The 17,046-nt window shown below is 65.4% G+C and carries 13 protein-coding genes; 8 read left to right on the top strand and 5 right to left on the bottom strand.

The annotated features are described in order from the left end of the window. Positions 1-62 precede the first annotated feature (62 nt). The 7 genes from ACQ1W9_RS04355 (at position 63) to ACQ1W9_RS04385 (ending at position 10,640) form a co-directional block, all read left to right on the top strand. The gene (locus ACQ1W9_RS04355; protein WP_431025498.1) at positions 63-2,183 is read left to right on the top strand and encodes a type VI secretion system Vgr family protein; all 2,121 of its coding nucleotides are present in this window, start codon (positions 63-65) and stop codon (positions 2,181-2,183) included. Then, positions 2,168-2,995: a DUF4123 domain-containing protein gene (locus ACQ1W9_RS04360; RefSeq protein ID WP_431025499.1), complete on the top strand. Its 828-nt coding sequence runs from the start codon at positions 2,168-2,170 to the stop codon at positions 2,993-2,995. The genes ACQ1W9_RS04355 and ACQ1W9_RS04360 overlap by 16 nt, the downstream gene beginning before the upstream one ends. Continuing rightward, positions 2,992-6,249 carry a hypothetical protein gene (locus ACQ1W9_RS04365; RefSeq protein WP_431025500.1) on the top strand — a complete coding sequence of 1,086 codons (3,258 nt, stop codon included), beginning with the start codon at positions 2,992-2,994 and terminating at the stop codon, positions 6,247-6,249. The genes ACQ1W9_RS04360 and ACQ1W9_RS04365 overlap by 4 nt, the downstream gene beginning before the upstream one ends. Positions 6,250-6,253: 4 nt before the next feature. Beyond that, positions 6,254-7,237, top strand: a complete 984-nt coding sequence (locus ACQ1W9_RS04370; protein ID WP_431025501.1) for a tetratricopeptide repeat protein — start codon at positions 6,254-6,256, stop codon at positions 7,235-7,237. An 18-nt stretch (positions 7,238-7,255) separates the two neighbouring features. Then, positions 7,256-8,227, top strand: coding sequence for a tetratricopeptide repeat protein (locus tag ACQ1W9_RS04375; protein ID WP_431025502.1), 972 nt, complete (start codon positions 7,256-7,258; stop codon positions 8,225-8,227). A gap of 6 nt (positions 8,228-8,233) precedes the next feature. Further along, positions 8,234-9,217, top strand: a complete 984-nt coding sequence (locus ACQ1W9_RS04380) for a tetratricopeptide repeat protein (protein WP_431025503.1) — start codon at positions 8,234-8,236, stop codon at positions 9,215-9,217. A gap of 226 nt (positions 9,218-9,443) precedes the next feature. Beyond that, positions 9,444-10,640, top strand: a complete 1,197-nt coding sequence (locus tag ACQ1W9_RS04385; RefSeq protein WP_431025504.1) for a mechanosensitive ion channel family protein — start codon at positions 9,444-9,446, stop codon at positions 10,638-10,640. Between the two features lie 153 nt (positions 10,641-10,793). Here the strand turns inward: ACQ1W9_RS04385 and ACQ1W9_RS04390 are convergent, their stop codons facing one another. Next, positions 10,794-13,004 carry a heavy metal translocating P-type ATPase gene (locus tag ACQ1W9_RS04390; protein ID WP_431025505.1) on the bottom strand — a complete coding sequence of 737 codons (2,211 nt, stop codon included), beginning with the start codon at positions 13,002-13,004 and terminating at the stop codon, positions 10,794-10,796. A gap of 272 nt (positions 13,005-13,276) precedes the next feature. On the opposite strand from ACQ1W9_RS04390, the gene cadR reads away from it, so the two are divergent. Beyond that, positions 13,277-13,729, top strand: a complete 453-nt coding sequence (cadR, locus tag ACQ1W9_RS04395) for a Cd(II)/Pb(II)-responsive transcriptional regulator (protein ID WP_431025506.1) — start codon at positions 13,277-13,279, stop codon at positions 13,727-13,729. Positions 13,730-13,788: 59 nt separating this feature from the next. On the opposite strand, the gene ACQ1W9_RS04400 is transcribed toward cadR, so the two are convergent. The 4 genes from ACQ1W9_RS04400 to ACQ1W9_RS04415 form a co-directional block, all read right to left on the bottom strand. Beyond that, positions 13,789-14,556, bottom strand: a complete 768-nt coding sequence (locus ACQ1W9_RS04400) for a transporter substrate-binding domain-containing protein (protein ID WP_431025507.1) — start codon at positions 14,554-14,556, stop codon at positions 13,789-13,791. Positions 14,557-14,707: 151 nt separating this feature from the next. Then, complete coding sequence (locus ACQ1W9_RS04405; protein ID WP_346061665.1) at positions 14,708-15,430, bottom strand: ABC transporter permease; 723 nt, start codon at positions 15,428-15,430, stop codon at positions 14,708-14,710. A gap of 2 nt (positions 15,431-15,432) precedes the next feature. Then, complete coding sequence (locus ACQ1W9_RS04410; RefSeq protein ID WP_431025508.1) at positions 15,433-16,134, bottom strand: ABC transporter permease; 702 nt, start codon at positions 16,132-16,134, stop codon at positions 15,433-15,435. A 13-nt stretch (positions 16,135-16,147) separates the two neighbouring features. Further along, positions 16,148-16,918: an ABC transporter ATP-binding protein gene (locus ACQ1W9_RS04415; RefSeq protein ID WP_431025509.1), complete on the bottom strand. Its 771-nt coding sequence runs from the start codon at positions 16,916-16,918 to the stop codon at positions 16,148-16,150. Positions 16,919-17,046: the final 128 nt, after the last annotated feature.

Here is a 17,046-nt window from a genome sequence, read left to right on the forward strand (position 1 = left end):
AAGCTGAGCCGTCGTGGCCGGAAGATGCCACGTGACTCGACTTCCAGGAGGGAAGACGCCGAATGGCCCACGCAAGCGGACTGCACTTTACCCTGAGCCTCGCCGGCGCCGCCGACCTCGACCTGGCGGTGGTCGACTTCACCCTCGACGAGGCCCTCTCGGCGCCCTTCCGCCTGGAAATTCAGTTCGCCAGCCGCGACGGCGAGCTGAGTGCCGAGGCCTTCCTCGACCGCGAGGCCAGCCTGACCGTGTGGCAGGATGGCGAGCCGCTGCGCCGCGTCCACGGCATCGTCAGCGAGTTCGCCCGCGGCGACCGCGGCCACCGCCGCACCTTCTATCACCTCGAGGTTCGCCCGGCGCTGTGGCGCCTCGGCCTGCGCCATAACTCGCGGATCTTCCAGGGCGTCTCACCGCTGACCATCATCAACACCCTGTGCGAGGAGCGCGGCCTGACCGACGTGGCCTTCGCCGTGACCCGCGAGCCCGAGCAGCGCGAGTACTGCGTTCAGTACCGCGAGAGCGACCTGGCCTTTATCCAGCGCCTGGCCGCCGAGGAGGGGCTGTGCTTCTTCCACGAGTTCTTTGAGAGAGGCGAAGACGCCGAGGGCGGCACCCACCGCCTGGTGTTCGCCGACGACCCCCAGGTGCTGGGCGGCCTGGGGCCGCGCACCTACCATGGCCGCGCCGGCGGCACCCCGCCCCAGCGCCATCTGCGCAAGCTGCGCCAGGTCTCGCGGGTCCGGCCGGCGTCGGCGACCCTGAAAGACTACAGCTTTAAGCAGCCGGGCTATTCACAGTTACACCAGGCCCAGCTTCATGAGCATATGGCCGCCGACCTCGAGACCCACGCTCAACGTGGCGTCGTTGATCAAGGGTACGAGCACTACGACTACCCGGGCCGCTACAAGGCCGACGCCTCCGGCACGGCCTTTACCCGCATCCGCCTCGAGGCGCTGCGCCGCCAGGCGCTGACCGCCGAGGCCGAGAGCGACCTGCCGGAGCTGACCCCCGGCACCCGCTTCACCCTCGAGGGCCACGACCTGGCGGAGACGAACCGCGACTGGCAGGTGCTGGCGGTGGTCCATACCGGCAGCCAGCCCCAGGCCCTGGAGGAGGAGGCCGCCCAGGCCGACGGCCTGACCACCCTCAACAACACCCTGGTGCTGGCCCCCGCCGACCGCGCCTGGCGCCCCGAGCCGCCGCGGCGGCCCCGGGTCGACGGCCCCCAGGTGGCCTTCGTGGTGGGCCCCGAGGGCGAGGAGATCCACTGCGACGCCCACGGCCGGGTCAAGGTGCAGTTCCCCTGGGACCGCTACGCCGAGCCCAACGAGACGGCCAGCGCCTGGCTGCGGGTCAGCCAGGGCTGGGCCGGCGGCGGCTACGGCAGCATGGCCATCCCGCGCATCGGCCACGAGGTGATCGTCAGCTTCCTGGAAGGCGATCCCGACCAACCGATTATCACCGGGCGCACCTACCACGCGGTCAACACCCCGCCCTATGCGCTGCCCGAGCACAAGACCCGCACCGTGCTGCGCACCCAGAGCCACCAGGGCGAGGGCTTCAACGAGCTGCGCTTCGAGGACCAGGCCGACCAGGAGCAGATCTGGCTGCACGCCCAGAAGGACCTGGAGCTGCTGACCAACCACGACCGCACCGAAGCGATCGGCAACGATAGCTTCCTGTCGATCCACCGTGACCGTATCGCCGAGGTGGATAACGACGACCACCAGACCGTGCACGGCAACCGCCATGAGCAGACCGACGGCAGCCAGCACCTGATCGTCCAGGGCAGCCTGCACGTCCGGGCCGGCCAGGCCTGGCTCAGCGAGAGCGGCCGCGAGCTGCATATCAAGGCCGGCCATAAGGTGGTGCTGGAGGCCGGCAGCGAGCTGACCCTGAACGCCGGCGGCAGCTTCCTCAAGCTCGATGGCGGCGGCGTGACCCTCGTCGGCCCCAGCGTCAAGATCAACGCCGGCGGCAGCCCCGGTTCGGGCAGCGGCCAGGCCGCCGAGGCCCCGCTATTGCCAGGCCATACGCTGGCGGAGAGCCATGAGGCGATTCCGCCTACGCTCCTGCCCAGGCTCAAGGACTTCCAACTGAGTGAGGCCGCCCTGATGCCGCTGTGCGGCAAGATCAGTGACACCCAATGCGCCCGGGAGGACTGCCCATGTCTGGCTGGTTGAGCCGCCTCCCCGAGCGCACCCGGGGCAGCGGGGAGCTGGCGGCCTGGGTCGATGCAAAGCGGCCGGCCTATCTGGTGCTCGACCCGCGCCGTTATTCCGAGGCCTGCGCCGCCCTGGTGGGCCAGCCTGGCTGGCGCGACTACCTGACCCTGTTCGCCGGCACGCCTCTGGCGCCGCTACTGGAAGCGAGCCCCTGGCTCGTCGAGCTGGAGGTTGGCAGCGAGGCCTGGCAGGCCCTCGGTGCGCTATGCATGGGAGAGCGCCGGGGCTGGGTCTTCCAGCCGGCACACGCCACCCCGCTGACTGACCTGGCCGATCACCTGCGGCGTTTCTTCGTGCTCGACGATCCTCACGGCGGCCAGTCGCTGGTGAATATTCAGGATCCCGCCGCCGGGACGGCGCTGCTCGCCGCCGGCAGCGACACCGCCTACGCCCAGTTCAGCGGGCCGCTGGGGCAGGTCGTCACGCCGACCCCGCAACGGCACTGGCTGGCCTGGCAGCCCGCCGATAGCCTCGGTAACGCCGACGCCTTGCCGCTGACCCAGGAGCTGGAACTCGCCCTGAAGGAGAGCGCTCATGCCTGGTGGCTCAGCCGGGCGACCGAGACACCGCTTCCGGCGCTGTCGCCGGAATGGCTGGAGCGCCTGATACGTCTTGCGACGGGTGGCATCACGCACGGGCGGGACAAGACACGGCTGTTGCCGCTGATTTGTCAGGCCAACGATGCCACCTGGCGGGACGCTCAAGCGATTTTGGTCGATCCGAGCCTCACCGCAGTGCAAAAAACCGGCGAATTGGAGCGCCTCTCATGACATCGAACACACGGCCTGGCAGCCAACGTGCCCCGCTGTTGCTGCCCGAGTTCCAGGCACCTGCGTACGAGGGGGGACAGGAAGCCTCCGAACCGATGGCCTGCGAAGCGGCCCCCTGGGCCGACATTCTCTATCTCACCGGGACCGGCACCTTCTGGCTGCTTACCGAGGAGGTGGCCAGGGCCCTGCATGATGCCGCCGAGGAACTGGCCGGCTGGGTGAGCGTGGAAGACCCCATCCAGCGCCTGGAGCACCTCAATACGGATGCCGGGCTGCTGGAGTGTTTCCTGCCCGCCAGCCCGATCAATTTCCTGAGCCAGGCCCAGCGGGAACGCTACGAACAGCACGAAGCCGATGTCGTCAGGCTCGAGGCCGAGTCCGCCGAGTGGTACCGCGCCATGCATGCGCCTGGCCGGCGCAATGCCCACGAGCGCGAGCACGCTGGTATTCAGTACCATCACACGCTGCGGGCTCGCGACGACGCCACCCTGGCCATGAATGTGCTACGTGAGCAGGGCCGGGAGGCGGCCAGACAGCAGGGCTATCTCCTCGAAGGCAGCGGCTACTACGGGCCCTGGGAAGCGGAGATCGAGCAGGCGCTGGAAACCTATCGGCAGTGCCGGGCCGCCGTCATCCAGGATACCGCCTCCGTCGACCAGCCGGGCACCTTGCTGCCGGTGCGACAGGCGCTGGTGGAATACCAGGCCTTCCTCGCCGACTGCGAGTCGATGTCACCCAAGGACTCCTCGCGCTGCGCCGTCATCGGCGACTTCATCAGTAGCGAAGCCGAGCGTCTCGATGCCGACCAGCGGGCCTATTGCGACAGCATTCTGGCCTTGGCCACCCTGGGGGTCGCCACGCCCGAGTGGGCCCTGGCCGATGCATCGACAGACGCCACCTCCCTCGACCTGGAGCCCGGTCTCGAGGCATTCGATTATTACAATCGCCGGCTGAAGGAGGCCTCGACGCTGTTCGAGGAGATAGAGGCCAAACTCGATCAGTGGGCCACGGCCACCGCGCGGCGCACGGAGCTGCCCATCCACCTCTTCGAGGAGGAGCGTGCGGCCTTCAATCGGCTGGTGGTGCAACTGGACGTGCTCTACCAGCTGGCCGAGTCACAGGTGGAACGCATGCGGCCTCGGCGGGTGCTGTTCTGGCAAGCGGATATCAGCGACCAGCGCCATGCGCTGGGGTATCGCCGCCAGGTCATCGACGTCCTGGTTCGCAAGGACTTCCCGCTGCGCGAGTTTAGCTCGCCGCGTGCCGAGCAGGCGCTGAGTCATGTTAGCCTTCGCCACCTGCTGCGCGACGTGCGCGACGCGGAGCGTCCGGCGCTGCTGCGTGACCTGGAGCAAGACGGCGTGCTGCCCGCCACCCTCTGGGAGGCCAATGAAATGGCCCTGTCCAACTGGATGGCCCGGCGTGGCTGCGAGCGCATCGAGCGGCGCGCCGACTGGTTCGAGGAGAAGCTCGGCTTCTTCCTCCCCGAGGCCTTCTTCGACTATCTCGACGCCCAGGGGCATGACGTGGCTTCCCTGCGGGAGGAGGAGGCCAAGAATGCCTGGGCGGAAACGCTGCAGCGCATTCTCTTCACCGGGCCCAGCCGTGAACGCCTGCGCCTGTTCGACGCCAGTGCCCAGGCCCAGATGCTGCGCCTGGTGGGCATGCCCCACGCCGCCTTGAACGAGGCGCTGGATATCCACCTCGACGAACCGGTGACCCTGATCGATCGCGAGGCATCACTGGAGTTCTTCGAGTGGCAAGGGGGTTCCCAGGCCGGGGCCGCGCTATCCACCAAGCGTGAATACCGCGATGAAGGGAGCATCGAGCGTGACCTGGGAGGTGTTGGCTCCGTGAGTACGCCCTGGCGCTATTCCGAACGCCACGACGCCCGCTCCAGCGGCGCTGCCAAGCTGGAGCTGGAACTCAAGGGCACCTACAGCCTGGCGCGTGGCGAGATCAGCCTGGGTACGCTGCACCTTCCCCACGAGCGCGACGCCCAGCCGTTTGAAGCCGTACTGACGCAACGCGAGAACGAAATCCGCAACCTAGGCCGCTACTCACTGCAAGTGGCCGCGGTCGCCAAGGGCTTCGCCGGCGCCACCCTGGCGCTGACGGCCGAGGCCGGGATGGGTTTCGATCACAATGGCCTCAAGCTCACTGGGCTGGACCGGGTCCGGCGCGAAGCCGAGGGAGGCGTCTTCAAGGCCTTTATCGGTGCCAAGGTGGGGGTCAACACGCGCTGCAGCATGCGCTGGGCGCCGCCGGCCGATATCACCCGGCAACTCCCGCAACTGGCCGACCGCGACTGGCTGACCCTGAGCAATCAGCAGGCCGAACTCAACGCCTGGCGCAGCCTGGGCCATGCCGTGCTGGGCCTGGAAGCCGCAGGCGGTATCAGCGGCGAGCTCGGCCTGCGCCTGGGTATCCACCAAGGCAAGTTCGTCGCCTACTTCAAGGCCAAGGTCGTGGCGGGCCTGGGCGTGGGCGGCCAGATCGCCATGGAGCTGGACCTCAAGCAACTGGACCTGTGGTTTATGATGCTCAGCCAGGCGCTGCGCGACAACGACTACGCCTTCGTCGACTGGGTGGACCGCGACGCCTTCCAGGCCATGAGCCGGCTGGCCTACCTGGGCGCCACCACCCTGCTCGATATCGGCCTGCTCGCCGCCCGCGGCCTGGACGGGATCCAGCGTCTCTACGACCTGATGACCCAGGGTGAGCGGGCGGGGGTGATCGCTTACGCTATTGTCGATGCGGCAGGCAACCCTGAACAAGCGGCTCAGCTAGCTACCTGGATCAGGAACCTGTCCCCAGAAGCATTAGGGCCCTTACTCAATACCCTGGCGACCCCGCCCGGCCGGCGCGGCTATACCAGCGACGAACGCGACCAGGCCATCGACTTGCAGCAGATCGCCATCAACAACTGCCTGGGCTGGCTGGAGGAGGGCTATACCACCAGCCACCACTACGACCGCGCCCAGGCTCAGCACCTCTTCGAGCGTGCGGTGGCGCGAATGTCATTGGATGGCACCTATGACGAGGCGCACGGCTGGGGCACGGCCTATTGCCAGAATCGCTATCGGCTGGATCAATTTATGAAACAGGTAAGAACTGATAGCGGCCAAGCCGCTGACGCCAGAGATAGATATGATGATATCTCTTATCGATTGGGCCAAGAGGTGGATGATTACTGCCAGCTACGCACATCTCCTAGAGGGACCTTTGCCGTTTATGCAGATACGGACAGCTAATCTTATGCGCAAGACAGTAAAAACCGGCCTACTGATGGCGGTATTGATCTTTCCCATCGTTGCTTGGGCCCTTAATCCCGAGACCCAGGCCGCCAAAGACGAGGGGATGCGGCTCTATAATATCGGGCACTCCACGGCGGCCATGCCCTATCTTCGGCAAGCCGCGGAAGCGGGCGATGTGGAGGCCATGTACTACATGGGAGAGGCGGAGCGGCGACAGCAGATGATGGGGCTGACCCGGGCAGCCATGGAGTGGTATTTAAAAGCCGCAGCAGAAGGCGATGCATACTCCATGCTGCAGCTGTTTCGAGGCGGCGCCTGCACCGCCGGCGATCGTTGCCCCGAGGGCTTCGAGGACTGGCACCATGCCGCCCTGGCCATTACCCAGCCCCAGGCCGAGGCCGGCGATCCCGATGCCATGCTGGCGATGTACCATATCCAGCGCATGTTCGAGGCATCGCGCCGGGCCGGCGAATGGCTGGAGCGCGCCGCCGAGGCCGGTCAGCCCGAGGCCCAGGCCCTCCTGGGGCGGCAGATCCTTAGCGGACGCGGCTGGTATCTGACCAATGGTCGCCGGGTGAGCGCCGCCGAGGAATGGTTCCGCCAAGCGGCGGAGCAGGGCTATGTGCCTGGGATGAGTGGTGTTGCTTCTGCACTCATTGCTCAAGAGCGCTATGACGAAGCCTGGGAATGGATGCAAGCCGCATCACAGGCCGGGCATATGGATAGACGGTTTGGTGTGGGATGGTGTTACCTTGACCCCACATGGAGTGATAGATGCCAAAATGAGCAAGATAAAGTCAAAGGTTGGGCTATCTTGCATGCTATGGCTTTGGAAACAAGTAACCAGTCAGCAATAGGCAATATGCGGCGAAACCGCGACCTTCTTACTGATGAAGAGGTAACTGAAGCTGAGGCCTTGGCAGAAGAAGAATGGATCGGCCGTGAGCCGCCGCTTTCCAACTTTCCCCCGCGCTTTGGTTACTGACCCATCATGTTAGCGCCTATGCCACGCTTGCTGATCATCGCCCTGCTGGTACTGCCGATAAGTGCCTGGGCCCTGGATCCCGAGACCCAGGCCGCCAAGGATGAAGGAATGCGGCTATGGGGCATTTCCGAGTGGATCGAAATGCAGCCCTATCTGGAACCCGCCGCAGAAGCCGGCGATGTCGATGCCATGTACTACCTGGGGGAGGCAACACGCCTGTTGGATCGCGGTCTGTCTCTAAGGGCCATGGCGTGGTATCTGCAAGCCGCCGAACAAGGCGACCCTTATGCCATGCTGCGGCTCTTCCAGGGTGGCGCCTGTACCGCCGGCGATCGTTGCCCCGAGGGTTTCGAGGACTGGCACCATGCCGCCCTGGCCATTACCCAGCCCCAGGCCGAGGCCGGCGATCCCGATGCCATGCTGGCGATGTACCATATCCAGCGCATGTTCGAGGCATCACGCCGGGCCGGCGAATGGCTGGAGCGCGCCGCCGAGGCCGGCCAGCCCGAGGCCCAGACCCTCCTGGGGCGACAGATCCTTAACGGACGCGGCTGGTATCTGACCAATAGCCGCCGGCTTGGCGCCGCCGAGGAATGGCTCCGCCAAGCGGCGGAGCAGGGCTATGTGCGAGGGATGGAAAGCCTTTCAAGAGTCTTAGGTGATATAGAAGCATATGATGAGGCTTGGGATTGGGTTCAAGAAGGCTCGAATAATGGGAGCTATGACGCCCGCCTTGGGATTGCCATGTGCTACTTGGAGCCTGAGGACGACCCCGTTTGCTCATATGAGGAAGACTTAATAGAAGGATGGGCAGTATTGCATGCCATCGATATTGAAACTCAAGGTGCTGGGCAAATACGTGGTGCGAAACGGCTATATAGAGATCGGCTAACTGATGCTCAAGTCGAAGGTGCAGAAGTTCTCGCAGAAGAAAAATGGATCGGCCGCGAGCCCCCACTCTCGCGCTTTCCGCCACGCTTTGGTTACTGATCCGTCATGTTAGCGCCTATATCACGCTGGCTGCTTATCGTCCTGCTGGTACTGCCGATAAGCGCCTGGGCCCTGGAGCCCGAGGCGCAAGCCGCCAAGAACGAGGGGATGCGGCTCTATAATATCGGACATTCCACGGCAGCCATGCCCTATCTTCGGCAAGCCGCGGAAGCGGGCGATGTCGAGGCCATGTACTACATGGGAGAGGCGGAGCGGCGACAGCAGATGATGGGGCTGACCCGGGCAGCCATGGAATGGTATTTAAAAGCCGCAGCAGAAGGCGATGCATACTCCATGCTGCAGCTGTTTCGAGGTGGCGCCTGCACCGCCGGCGATCGCTGCCCCGAGGGCTTCGAGGACTGGCACCATGCCGCCCTGGCCATTACCCAGCCCCAGGCCGAGGCCGGCGATCCCGATGCCATGCTGGCGATGTACCACATCCAGCGCATGTTCGAAGCATCGCGCCGGGCCGGCGAATGGCTGGAGCGTGCCGCCGAGGCCGGCCAGCCTGAGGCCCAGACCCTCCTGGGGCGGCAGATCCTTAGCGGACGCGGCTGGTATCTGACCAATGGTCGCCGGGTGAGCGCCGCCGAGGAATGGTTCCGTCGGGCAGCGGAGCAGGGCTATGTGCCGGCGATGAATGAGCTTGCATCCGTGCTAGCTAACCTAGAGCGTTATGAAGATGCTTGGTACTGGTATGTACAAGCATCTGATAATGGGCATATCAATGGCAGGCAGTGGCTTGGAAACTGCTACATGGAGCCCGAGAGGGATTCTATCTGTCAAGTGGATCAGGATTTAGTAAAAGGATGGACCATTTACTATGCAATCGATCAGGAAGTGGATGGAACTAGCTCGAGGAGAAGCTTGCAGTTGCGTCGCGAGCTTATTAGCGATGCAGAACGCCGGGAGGCTGAGGAGTTAGCCGGAGCTGAATGGATTGGCCGCGAACCGCCGCTTTCGAGATTTCCACCGCGCTTTGGTTACTGATCGATTATGCCGGGAGCTATACAACGTCTGCTGAGCATCGTCTGATCTTACCCAACATTGGTGGACACCAATCTAAGCGATCATTCGGGCCTCGAAGGCCTCTGGCCTGAGCGTCCGCCGTGTTATGTTGTTCGAGTGCACGGTCAGAGCGCTGCGGGAATATTTGAATGCTTGGTGCCTGAGGCATGGGTGTTTGTCCATTACATGATATCGTCTAGAGGGAACGATGGTCGGAGATACGTTAAGCATTTTGAATGGCTGGATCAAAGATTTCGGAATGCTTTCGGAGGGATGGCGCGCCGGTATTCTGGTCTTCATGCTGGTGTTCGCAACGGCTACCGCCGCATTTATCGCGTCCCGTGTGATCGCTGTGCTGGAAGATAAATTCAGCGCAACCCAAAACCTCTGGGACGACGCGGTTCTCCATGCCGTCTGCAAGCCGGTGGAGGCGTTTATCTGGTTGCAAGGCGTCTATTGGGCGGCGGAGGTTGCCCATCGCTTCTCCGACGCCGAAATCTTCAAGGCTAACGGTACCCTGCTGCAGATCGGTTTTGTCTGGGTTCTGGTCTGGGCATTGCTCAGGCTGGCAAAGGAGGCGGAAAAGATCCTGACGTCTCCGATGAAGGTTCGTCAACCGATGGATTACACCACGGTGAGCGCGATCAGCAAGCTGCTGCGGGCAGTAGTGATCATCACCGCGGTGCTGACCGTATTGCAGACCCTCGGGTTCAGCATTTCCGGCGTGTTGGCCTTTGGCGGTGTAGGCGGTATCGCCGTTGGTTTCGCGGCTAAAGACCTGCTGGCAAACTTTTTCGGGGGTTTCATCATCCATCTGGACCGCCCCTTCAAGGTGGGCGACTGGGTGCGCTCGCCTGACAGGAACATTGAAGGTACGGTGGAGCATATTGGCTGGCGACTCACCACGATTCGTACCTTCGACAAGCGCCCGCTCTACGTTCCTAATGCCACCTTCACCACCATAGCGGTGGAGAACCCATCCCGCATGACCAACCGCCGTATCTCGGAAACCATCGGCATACGCTACGCGGACGTCCATGCCATGAAGCAAATCGTGGATGAGATTCGTGACATGCTTAAGAGGCATGAGGATATTGCGGCCGATAAGACATTGATCGTGAATTTCCTGGCTTTCAATGCGTCATCGCTGGACATCATGGTCTACACCTTTACCAAGACCACCCAGTGGGTCCGGTTCCATGAAGTCAAAGAAGATGTGCTGCTCAAGATCAGCGATATCATCGAGAGCCATGGTGCGGAAGTGGCCTTCCCGACCCGCACCCTGCTTCTGCCCGATGGCGTGAAAGCCAGAGGCGACAATCAGGAGCCGCGAGCGTCCGAGCCGGCCAGCGAGGATGGTCAGGCACAAGATTCCGGCAAGCAGGCGGAGAAGCTATGGGACTGACTCAAGCCGCCTGGTACCACCTGGCTGCGCAGCAGGGCGAGTCCCATGCCATGCTGCGCCTTTACGACGGTAGCGCCCGCGTCGACAGAGTTGGATATCTATTGCTACCTCGATCATCCGGGACCTGACACCTCGCCGTGACTTCTCGACGGACTACTCATCCGGAGCCTGCTTTAGCAGCCTGAGGCCGTTGGCCACCACCAGCAGGCTGGCGCCCATATCGGCGAAGACCGCCATCCACAGGGTGGCGTGGCCGCTGAAGGCGAGCCCCAGGAAGATCACCTTGATGGCGATGGCGAAGGCGATGTTCTGGATCAGCACCCGCCGGGTGGCCCGGGAGAGGGCGACGAAGCGCGGCAGCTTGCGTGGGTCGTCGTCCATCAGCGCCACGTCGGCGGTCTCGATGGCGGCGTCGCTGCCGGCGCCGCCCATGGCGAAGCCGATATCGGCCCGGGCCAGGGCCGGGGCGTCGTTGATGCCGTCGCCGACCATGCCGATGCTGGCGTTGGCTGCCTTCTCCTCGATCAGGCGCAGCTTGTCCTCGGGGAGCAGCTCCCCCCGGGCCTCGTCGATGCCGGCCTCGGCGGCGATGGCGGCCACGCTATGGCGGTTGTCGCCGGAGAGCATCAGGGTCTGGATGCCCAAGCGGTGCAGGGCGGCGATCGCCCCGCGGCTGCCGGCCTTGAGGGGATCGCTGACGGCGAACAGCGCCAGGGGGCGGGCGGCCTCGCCGAGGATCACTGGGCTCTGCCCCCGGGCCTCCAGGGGCGCCAGGCGCGCCTCCAGGAGACTCGCCTCGACGCCATGCTCCCTCGCCAGGCGGCGATTGCCCAGCCATAGTCGGCGCTCACCGAGGCTCGCCTCCACGCCCAGGCCGGGGCGCTCGACGACGGCGTTTGGGGTCTCGGCCAGCCCGTCGGAAAGCGCTGCGGATGGCTCCTCGAATGGCTCTTCGAATAGTGCCGCCGCCAGGGCACGGGAGACCGGGTGATTGGAGCGCCCGGCCAGGGCCCGGGCCAGCCCCGCTGGCGACTCGCCGTTGTCGCCCGCGTCCTGCGCGTCCCAGGCCTCCCAATGGTGCAGTCGAGGCTTGCCTTCGGTGAGGGTGCCGGTCTTGTCGAAGGCCAGCCAGGTCAGGCGATGGCCCTGCTCCAGGAAGTGGCCGCCCTTGACCAGGATGCCGGAACGGGCCGCCGCGGCCAGGCCGCTGACGATGGTCACCGGGGTGGAGATCACCAGGGCGCAGGGGCAGGCGATCACCAGCAGCACCAGGGCCCGGTAGATGCCCTCCAGCCAGGCGCCGCCGAACAGCGGCCAGGCCAGGGCGGTGACGATGGCCAGGGCGAACACCAGAGGCGTATAGACGGCGGCGAAGCGATCCACCAGGCGCTGGGTGGGGGCGCGGCTGGCCTGGGCCTCCTCCACCGCGTGGATGATCCGCGCCAGGGTGGTGTCATCGGCCCGCCGGGTGGTGCGGTAGTCGAACTCCCCCTGCTGGTTGATGGTGCCGGCGAAGACGGCATCCCCCGGCCCCTTGTCCCGGGGCAAGCCCTCGCCGGTGATGGGTGACTCGTCCAGGGCGCTCCGGCCGCTGAGGATCTCGCCGTCCAGGGGCACCCGCTCGCCGGGGCGCACCCGCACTCGACTGCCGATGGCTACCGCCTCGGCGGCCACTTCCTGCCAGTCGCCGTCGTCCTGGCGCACCCGGGCCGTGGCCGGGGCCAGGTCGAGCAGGCCGCGGATGGCGTCCCGGGCGCGGCCCAGGGAGCGCGCCTCGATGCGCTCGGCCAGGGTGAAGAGCACCAGCACCATGGCCGCCTCGGCCCATTGGCCGATCAGCAGGGCCCCGGTCACCGCCACGCTCATCAGCGCGTGGATATTCAGGCTGCGGTGGCGCAGGGCGATCCAGCCCTTCTTCCAGGTGGTCAGCCCGGCCAGGCCGATGGCGGCCAGGGCCAGCAGGGGCGGTGCCCAGCCAAGCGCCGGGGCGAACCAGTGCAGCAGCTCCGCGGCCAGCGCCAGGACGGCAGCCAGGCCCAGCCGGCCCCAGCCCTCGGCGGGCGGCGAGGCCGGGGCGCTGGCGGTCGCATCCTCCAGCGGCTCGGCGCTCATGCCGGTGGCGGCGATCCGCGCCTGGATGCCGGCCTCGTCGGCGCCGTCGTGGGCGACGGTCAGCACCCGACGGATCAGGTCGAAGCGCAGCGCCAGGATGCCCGGTTCGTCGGCCAGGGCGCGGCGCAGCAGCGCCTCCTCGGTGGGGCAGTCCATGGCGGCGATATGCAGGCGCAGGGTCCGGGCATCGTCGGGTAGCGGCGTCTTGTCGGTGGTCGCCTGGGGGCGGCCGCCGCAGCAGGAGGTGGTCATCCGTGTGACTCCCTGGTGAGCTTGGGGTAGGCTCAGAGTACACACCCTGTAGCCACTACAGGGTCAAGAGGGGAGAGGGAGCCCTGGGCTATCGCAGTTAACTCTGTGATCCGGGGCTACCCTGGGGGCAGGTCGTCGCGGGGCGCTGTGAACCCCTCCCTGGGCGCTACTTTTGCCATCCATGGCAAAAAACCCCCGCTCCATCCTGCCCCCAGCGCCCTTCAGCGATTCGATTCGAGGAAGCCCAGCGGATAAACCGGAGGAGGACGAGGATGCGTATCGGAGAGCTGGCCCGCCAGAGCGGCTGCGGCGTGGAGACCATTCGCTACTACGAGCGGGAGGGGCTCTTGCCGGCGCCTGCCCGCAGCGCCGCCAACTACCGCCAGTATGACCAGCGTCATGCCGAGCGGCTGGCCTTTATTCGCCATTGCCGGGCCCTGGACATGACCCTGGAGGAGATCCGCACCCTGCTGGCCTATCACGACCATCCCGAGCGGCCCTGCCACGAGGTCAATGGCCTGATCGACGCGCACCTGGCCCATGTGGCGGCGCGGATCTGCCAGCTCCAGGCCCTGGAGACGGCCCTGGCGACCCTGAGGGCACGCTGCAACGGCGAGTCCGAGGCCGAGGCCTGCGGGATACTTCGCGAGCTCTCCCGTCCCCTGGGCGAGGACGAGTTGCCCGCAGCGGGGGAGGGTGCCCATCTGCCCGGTGCCCACGGCTAAGGCGCCGGCCGGGCACAAAAAACCCCCGACCTTGGCCGGGGGTCGAGCGAGTGCCGGGCTTACTCGTCGCCGAAGTAGCGCTGCAGGATTTCGTCGTAGGTGCCGTCTTCCCTGAGGGTGGCCAGGGCCTCGTTGAAGCGCTCGGCCAGGGCCTCGTCGCGCGGGCGGAAGGCGATGCCGAAGCCTTCACCGAAGTACTCCTCGGGCTCGGTGACCATCTCGCCGACCACCCGGTAGTCGCCGTCGTCGCTGTTGAGCAGGGTGGACTGGCCGACCACGAACTCGAGGAAGACGATATCCAGGCGCTCGGCATCCAGGTCCAGCACCATGTCGTCGGCGGTGGAGTAGCGGTTGATGGTGGCGATGCTGCCGTAGGCATCGGTGGCGTAGTTGTCGTAGGTGGTACCGCGTTGCACGCCGATGCTCTTGCCGGCCAGGCTCTCCTCGTCGATCGCCTCCAGGCTGCTGTCGGCGGGGGCGAACCAGGCGCCGGGAATGGTGATGTAGGAGTCGGAGAAGCGCACGGTCTGGCGGCGCTCGTCGTTGATGGACATGGAGGACATGATGGCGTCGTAGTTACGGGCCAGCAGGCCGGGGATGATGCCGTCCCACTCCTGCTCGACCCACTCGCAGGTGATGCCCATCTCCTCGCAGAGGGCGTTGCCCAGGTCGATATCGAAGCCGATCAGCTCGCCTTCCGGCGTGCGGTATTCCATGGGCTCGTAGGGCACGTCGACGCCGAAGCGGACATGGTCGTAATCACGGGCCTGGGCGGTGCCGGCCACGATGGCGGCACCGAGGAGAGAGATGGTAAGCAGTTTTTTCATGGTGCGTTTCCCTGTTGTTATAGGGGATTGAACCGGGGTTATCGATCAAGGTCACGGTAACGCAGCTTGGCGAGCCCCGGAAGGGGGATAGAGCCAATTTCCCAACGTTTGTTTGACGCCGGCCTGGGCCGGCGGGTTCAGACCGGCGGGTTCAGGCCGGCTTGAGGTGGGCCAGCAGGCGCTTCTCCAGGTAACGGAACAGGTAGAGGATGGCGAAGGTCAGGCACAGGTAGATCGCCGCGACGAACAGGAAGGCCTCGAAGGGCGCATAGAAGCGCGCATAGACGAAGCGCGCCGCCCCGGTGAGGTCCATCAGGGTCACCACGCTGGCAATGGCGCTGGCATGCAGCATGAAGATCACCTCGTTGCCGTAGGCCGGCAGGGCGCGGCGGAAGGCGCTGGGCAGGATGATGCGGCGCATCATCAGGGCATTGGACATGCCGTAGGCCCGGGCCGCCTCGATCTCCCCCCTGGCGGTCGCCTTGATGGCGCCACGGAAGATCTCGGTGGTATAGGCCGCGGTATTGAGGGTGAAGGCGATCAGCGCCGGATAGAAGGCCTCGCGCAGCATCGGCCACAGGAAGGTCTCCTGAATGCCGTCGAAGAACACCACCCCGTAGTAGATGATATAGAGCTGAATCAGCAGCGGTGTGCCGCGGAACACATAGGTGTAGGCGTAGATCGGCAGGCTGATCCAGCGCCGCCCGGAGCTGCGCCCGATGGCCAGGGGCACCGCCAGCACCAGCCCCGCCAGCAGCGACAGGAACACCAGCTGGGTGGTGGTGACCAGGCCTTCCCAGTAATAGCCCAGGGTCTGGGGGGTGAAGATCAGGTTGTCGGATAGCAGCTCATTGAGCCAGGTCGTGAGTTCCATGGTCAGTGCTCCCCGAAGCCGACGTCGTAGCGCTTCTGCAGGCGGGCGAAGGCCCACTCGGAGACGCTGGCGATCAACAGATAGATAACGGCCACCGGAATCAGGAAGGTGAAGGGCTCATGGGTGGCGCGGGAGGCCTCGGCGGCGACCCGCACCATGTCCGTCAGGCCGATGATCGAGACCAGGGCGGTGGTCTTGAGCAGCACCATCCAGTTGTTGGAGAGCCCCGGCAGGGCATGGCGCATCATCTGCGGGAAGCGAATGCGCCGGAACACCAGCCAGTTGCTCATGCCGTAGGCCTTGCCCGCCTCGATCTGCCCATGCTCCACGGCCAGGAAGGCGCCGCGGAAGGTCTCGCACATATAGGCGCCGAAGATGAAACCGATGGTCAGCACCCCGGCGGCGAAGGCGTTGAGGTTAACGTACCAGTCGAGCCCGGTGTGGTCGTAGAGGGTATCGGTCAGCAGGTTGAGGCCCATCTGGCCGCCGAAGAACAGCAGCAGCATCAGCACCAGATCGGGGACCCCGCGGATAATGGTGGTGTAGAGGGTCGCGATCTTGTGCAGCAGCCAGTTGCGGGACATCTTGGCGCTGGCCGCCAGCAGGCCCAGCACCAGGGCCAGGATCAGCGACAGAACCGCCAGCTGCAGGGTGACCCCGGCGCCTTCCAGCAGCCGCGGGCCGTAGCCGTGAAGGTCTAGCATGGTCGTCTCCCGCTCAGTACTTGGGCGCCAGGAACTGCTGGAGGCGCGGCGATTGCGGGTTGTCCAGCACGTCCCGGGGCGCGCCGGCCTCCTCGACCAGGCCCTGGTGCAGGTAGATCACCTGGCTGGAGACGTCCCGGGCGAAGCTCATCTCGTGGGTCACCACCACCATGGTGCGGCCCTCTTCGGCCAGGTCGCGCATCACCTTGAGCACGTCGCCCACGAGCTCCGGGTCCAGCGCCGAGGTGGGCTCGTCGAAGAGCATCACCTCCGGGTCCATGGCCAGGGCCCGGGCGATGGCGCCGCGCTGCTGCTGGCCACCGGACATCTGCGCCGGATAGGCCTTGGCGCGATGCGACAGGCCGACCCGCTCGAGCAAGGCGTGGGCCTGGTCGATGGCCTCCTTCCTGGGCTTGCCCAGCACATGCACCGGGGCCTCGATGATGTTCTCCAGCAGGGTCATATGCGACCAGAGGTTGAAGCCCTGGAAGACCATCGAGAGCTTGGCGCGCATGCGCACCACCTGCTTCCAGTCGGCGGGCTCGCGACCCTGCTTGGTGTGCTTGAAGCGGATCTCCTCGCCATGCACGATCAGGTCGCCCTCGTCGGGTTGTTCCAGCAGATTCATGCAGCGCAGGAAGGTGCTCTTGCCGGAGCCGGAGGCCCCGATCAGGGTGATGACGTCGCCTTTCTTGGCCTGCAGGGAGAGGCCCTTGAGCACCTCGGCGTCGCCGAAGCGTTTCTTGATATTACGAACTTCCAGCGGTAACGGCGTTGCGGCCATAACTCGGCTCCAGGTCGGGATGGCCATCCGGGGATGGCGATTTCAGCATGGCGGATGCGAAAGGCTGGCGATTCTACCAGCCCTGGCATCCCCTGACAGAGTATGGCCGAGTCGTCGCTATGCGACTT

The organism is Halomonas sp. H5 (assembly GCF_050613175.1).
In the GTDB taxonomy this organism is placed as follows: Bacteria; Pseudomonadota; Gammaproteobacteria; order Pseudomonadales; family Halomonadaceae; genus Bisbaumannia; species Bisbaumannia salifodinae.

Bases quoted from the DNA above. Each gene is read 5' to 3' on its own strand.
- ACQ1W9_RS04355 (WP_431025498.1), top strand. From the start codon at position 63: ATGGCCCACGCAAGCGGACTGCACTTTACCCTGAGCCTCGCCGGCGCC.
- ACQ1W9_RS04360 (WP_431025499.1), top strand. From the start codon at position 2,168: ATGTCTGGCTGGTTGAGCCGCCTCCCCGAGCGCACCCGGGGCAGCGGG.
- ACQ1W9_RS04365 (WP_431025500.1), top strand. From the start codon at position 2,992: ATGACATCGAACACACGGCCTGGCAGCCAACGTGCCCCGCTGTTGCTG.
- ACQ1W9_RS04370 (WP_431025501.1), top strand. From the start codon at position 6,254: ATGCGCAAGACAGTAAAAACCGGCCTACTGATGGCGGTATTGATCTTT.
- ACQ1W9_RS04375 (WP_431025502.1), top strand. From the start codon at position 7,256: ATGCCACGCTTGCTGATCATCGCCCTGCTGGTACTGCCGATAAGTGCC.
- ACQ1W9_RS04380 (WP_431025503.1), top strand. From the start codon at position 8,234: ATGTTAGCGCCTATATCACGCTGGCTGCTTATCGTCCTGCTGGTACTG.
- ACQ1W9_RS04385 (WP_431025504.1), top strand. From the start codon at position 9,444: ATGGTCGGAGATACGTTAAGCATTTTGAATGGCTGGATCAAAGATTTC.
- ACQ1W9_RS04390 (WP_431025505.1), bottom strand. From the start codon at position 13,004: ATGACCACCTCCTGCTGCGGCGGCCGCCCCCAGGCGACCACCGACAAG.
- cadR (WP_431025506.1), top strand. From the start codon at position 13,277: ATGCGTATCGGAGAGCTGGCCCGCCAGAGCGGCTGCGGCGTGGAGACC.
- ACQ1W9_RS04400 (WP_431025507.1), bottom strand. From the start codon at position 14,556: ATGAAAAAACTGCTTACCATCTCTCTCCTCGGTGCCGCCATCGTGGCC.
- ACQ1W9_RS04405 (WP_346061665.1), bottom strand. From the start codon at position 15,430: ATGGAACTCACGACCTGGCTCAATGAGCTGCTATCCGACAACCTGATC.
- ACQ1W9_RS04410 (WP_431025508.1), bottom strand. From the start codon at position 16,134: ATGCTAGACCTTCACGGCTACGGCCCGCGGCTGCTGGAAGGCGCCGGG.
- ACQ1W9_RS04415 (WP_431025509.1), bottom strand. From the start codon at position 16,918: ATGGCCGCAACGCCGTTACCGCTGGAAGTTCGTAATATCAAGAAACGC.